Here is a 4196-nt window from a genome sequence, read left to right on the forward strand (position 1 = left end):
GAAAACTTAGTTTAGTCGCTGTAATGGCTTTGGGAACAAGTGCGTTCGCGATTGACAACATGAAAGTAAACGGGGAAGCTAGATTTATCTACCAAACATCTGACGTAGAGATGTCGGCAGCTGAAAAAGCGAGTGGTAATTATGATACCGGTTTATTTACAAAAGGTAAATTGCTTCAAGGGCTTGCTGGTGCACCGTATGGTGGTGGTGCTGCCGGTGGTGCTTCGCTTGCTGTAGGAATGACTGCTGATTTAGTTCAAAATGTAAGTGCCGGTGTTGAGATGCAAGCGTTTACAACTCTAGGTCTTGAAAACAATCTTGTTCAAGATACTATGGCTCCGGGCGGTGCAACACGTGCAGCAGATTCATCGACGGTTAGCCAAATGTGGTTAGCAACTACAATTGGCAAAACAACAGTTAAAGCTGGGCGTATGGAACTTGATACTCCATTAGCATTTACTGAAAAATGGAATATTGTTAAAAATACGTTTGAAGGTGCCGTAGTATTGAACAACGACCTTCCTGATACCACGTTGATCGGAGCATGGGTAGGTAAACACAACGGTTTCAATGACCCTCTTGCTGCAGCAAACGGAGTGACGTTGAACGTTAATACCCTTACAGGTAGTACGGGTAGAACGGTTGATATGGAAAATTTCAATACATTCGGTTCAAACGGAGCATACGCTTTGGCGGCTGTAAACAAATCGATCCCGAATACAGCGGTTCAAGGCTGGTATTACAATGTTGTTGATATTGCAAACGCATACTGGGTACAAGCTGATGCGACAAAATTGATGGATATCGTTTCTGTCGGTGCACAGTATGCGGTATTGGACCCTAAAGGCGGATTGAATAAATGGGCGGCTGCCGATTTGGATGATTCTAAAATCTGGGCAGTTAAAGCAGGTGTTGATGTAGCGGGCGTAAACGTATACGCTGCATACTCAAAAGCGGATGCTGATGGAACCCTCGGTTTTGCTAACGTAGCTACCGGCGACAAAACTAAAATCTATACAGGGGACGGTTCTATTTATATGGATGGTATCGTAACTGCTCCTGGTACAAAAACATACAAAGTAGGTGCATCTACTTCTGTAATGGGTGCTAAACTTGCTACAAGCTATTGCAATGCAAGCGATGCTTATGATGTTAGTGGAAACGATGTTTCTGCATGGGACGTATCGGTTAGCGGAAACGTAGGACCTCTTGCTCTTCAAGCTATCTATACCGATGTTAGTAATGATGATGAGTTTGCTGTGGGTGCTGCTGGACAGTCAAATTTTTATCGTGGGCGTGATATTGAATCAATCCGTCTTATCGCTTCTTTGAAATTCTAATATCCTAGAGATATTTTTTTCAGGGCCTTCGGGCCCTAAACACATTCTTCTTATGTTAAGCTTTTCGCCTGAGGATTCGTCACCCTCAGGCACTTTCAATATTAAAGCTGTCACCGTAACTCAATAAATCTTAACTATTTCGAGTCTCCTGTGTATCTTTTATTATCAAATTGATTTTAATTTCTCCTACCTTTCAATCATTTGCAACACGATTGCAACAGTAATCGTTTATTATTCATAAATTTTTGTCGGTCTAATCGTCTGCTAGATGGCAGGACTTTCTATTAAAGTCGATACCGAATGAATATGCTAAGAAACAAAGGAAGATGAATGAATAAAATACTCTTATCGGCATTGCTGGCGGCTTCGCTTTTTGCAGTTGAAGAAAAATATGAACATGAGATTACACCTGTTATCGGTCATGCATACCGTGACAGCGCGGAGCATATGAATAATTATAATTTGGTAGGTTTTGAATATCAATACAAAAAATGTCTTGATTCCATGATCACCCCTGAGTTTTTCCTATATTATGGGCATACGGACTATAAAACAACCGGTACATCTACGACGCTGTATAATTATTATGATACAAATACTCATACTACTTACCCTACATTTGTAATTAGTAACCTGCAAAATAATGGCGGCACAAGCATTTATCAAACAGGCTTAAACGGTGTGTATGAAATCAAGGATGTCAAAAACCTTAGCAATAAGATAAAACCGTTTGTCAAAGCAGGTATTGGATATGAATATTTGTCGAACCCGGCAGTGGACAATCACAACGGTCTATTCGGAGATGCTGGGGTTGGGGTGAAATTTCAATTAACGAATCAAGTTGCTGCAAAAGTTGAAGCGATTCAAATGTTGAAGTTTAATAACTTTCAATGGGAACATTTACCGGTAATTACCGCCGGAGTATCGTATGCATTTGGGCAATCTCAAAAAACTTGCCCTTCCCGCACTGAAAACATTTCAAATGTGAACTCTGACGTTAAACCTACGGTGGCTATAGCTGTACAAAAAATTGAAAATAGCCAATCTCTTATAGAAACTAAATCGGCACCTATAGATGCTCCTTCTAATGTAAAAGAGAAACAACCTAATCAATTACCATCTTTGCATGTTAACTTTAGATTAAACTCATATGCAGTTGATAAAAATGGGGTCAAAAAAATTGAAAAATTTGCAAAATTTTTGAATGATAATCCCGCATGTGAAATAAAACTTGTTGGTCATACGGATAGTAGCGCATCTGATAAGTATAATGAAAAACTTGCGGATAACCGTTCGAAAAAAATTCAGGCTTTACTGACTGGATTCGGTGTAGATTCTAAACGTATAATTATTAGCGAAAAAGGTGAAAAAATGCCTGTTGCTACAAATGATTCTCTTGCAGGACGTGCAGAAAATCGACGAACGGATGTTGTACTTTCTTGTCCTAATGATAAATGTTTGAATAACTCTGAGTTACAAGGTGAAAAAATAGTTGTAAATCCATATTAAGGCTTTTTCGAGTACAGCTTTTAATTATTTTATGTGGTGTGAACTCTTTCGAGTTCACTCTGCTATTATTCTAATGATTTAACTTCGTGCCGCTTGCCGTTTCGGTGTAACCGCTTTAGCTTCTTTTGTATTCTTTTCTATCGTTGATTGTCGTAAGAAAAATGGGATTGTTTTCTCCGGTCGTGTTGCCAAATCTTCTATTAAAGCCGCTTCTACCTTCTCTTTATCGTGATGTTGACATAGATAGGCATGGATAAGCGCAATTTGTCGTTCTAAGGATATTTTCCATGTCGAGAGGGTTTGGATATAGATCCACTCGCTAAAGGTGTAGAACCCATTGAATACACTCTCTTCAGCCCATATCAACGGTACGGTTTTTGTGAAACTTCCGCTGTTGTAAAAAATATCCCAAAACCGTGCAAACCGTTTCATTTTTTGTATTTGCTCAAAACTGAGAAAGTTGTTTTGGAGGATGTCATATGGCGGTATGTCGCTGTAGATCATCCCATGCTCTTTGTCATGGCGTGAGAGGGTCGTTCCTGAGAGGTTTTTGAGGATACCGATCTGTATTTCGCTGTGGGTGAGGGAAACGAGGGTGTCGAGATTGCGACCGAACCTTTCGATACTTTCCCCCGGAAGTCCAACGATGAGATCGAGGTGCATATGTGCCGAAGTTTCATTTTCTAAAAAGCGGAGATTATCATAAATTTTTTCTACCTTTAGCGGTCGGTTGATCCCTTTTGCGATGAGAGGGTCTAGGGTCTGGATACCGATCTCCAGCTGTAGCGATCCGGCGGGAAATCGTTTGATCTTCTCTTTCAGCACTTCGGGGAAGTGGTCTGGGATCACTTCAAAATGGGCAAAATAAGGTGGCTCTTTGGAGAGGAAAAAATCCAATATTCGGTTGGCGAATGTCATGTTCAGATTAAAAGTGCGGTCGATAAATTTGAAACTCCTCGCACCACGCTGCCAAAGTATTTCAAACTCTTCGAGAAGCTCATCAAGTGGGAAATTGCGCACCTTTTCATCGATCGAGGAGAGGCAGAACTCACACTCGAACGGACAACCGCGTGAAGCTTCGACGTAGATATAACGGTGGGCTACGTCTTCGTCATTGTAGGCACTGTAGGGGAGATGGATCGATTTTAGATCGGGGAGAGGGGCTTTGATAAAACGCTCATTTGGGAGATTATTGGAAAGGATATTTTTACACAACTCATAAAACGCCACTTCCCCCTCGCCGCTGATGATGTAATCGGCTTTTGAGAGATCGACGCGATGCGGTAGATGAGCCGCTTCGGGACCGCCGAGGACGATAACGGTTTGCGGAGAGACTTTTTTGAGGGT

The 4196-nt window shown here is 41.2% G+C and carries 3 protein-coding genes; 2 read left to right on the forward strand and 1 reads right to left on the reverse strand.

The window, feature by feature from the left end; genetic code table 11:
* Together JZU62_RS06485 and JZU62_RS06490 are read left to right on the forward strand one after the other, a co-directional pair.
* Nucleotides 1–1340: OprD family outer membrane porin (locus JZU62_RS06485; protein ID WP_295013072.1), on the forward strand; the 1340-nt coding region annotated here is incomplete at its 5' end.
* A 330-nt stretch (nucleotides 1341–1670) separates the two neighbouring features.
* Nucleotides 1671–2849, forward strand: coding sequence for an OmpA family protein (locus tag JZU62_RS06490; RefSeq protein WP_295013074.1), 1179 nt, complete (start codon nucleotides 1671–1673; stop codon nucleotides 2847–2849).
* A gap of 78 nt (nucleotides 2850–2927) precedes the next feature.
* Here the strand turns inward: JZU62_RS06490 and JZU62_RS06495 are convergent.
* A partial coding sequence (locus tag JZU62_RS06495) for a B12-binding domain-containing radical SAM protein (RefSeq protein ID WP_295013076.1) occupies nucleotides 2928–4196 on the reverse strand: 1269 nt, incomplete at its 5' end.

The sequence above is a fragment of the Sulfuricurvum sp. genome, assembly GCF_019163035.1.
Lineage (GTDB): Bacteria > Campylobacterota > Campylobacteria > Campylobacterales > Sulfurimonadaceae > Sulfuricurvum.

Excerpts from the sequence above, each read along its gene's own strand:
- JZU62_RS06490 (WP_295013074.1), top strand. The coding sequence starts at position 1,671 with ATGAATAAAATACTCTTATCGGCATTGCTGGCGGCTTCGCTTTTTGCA.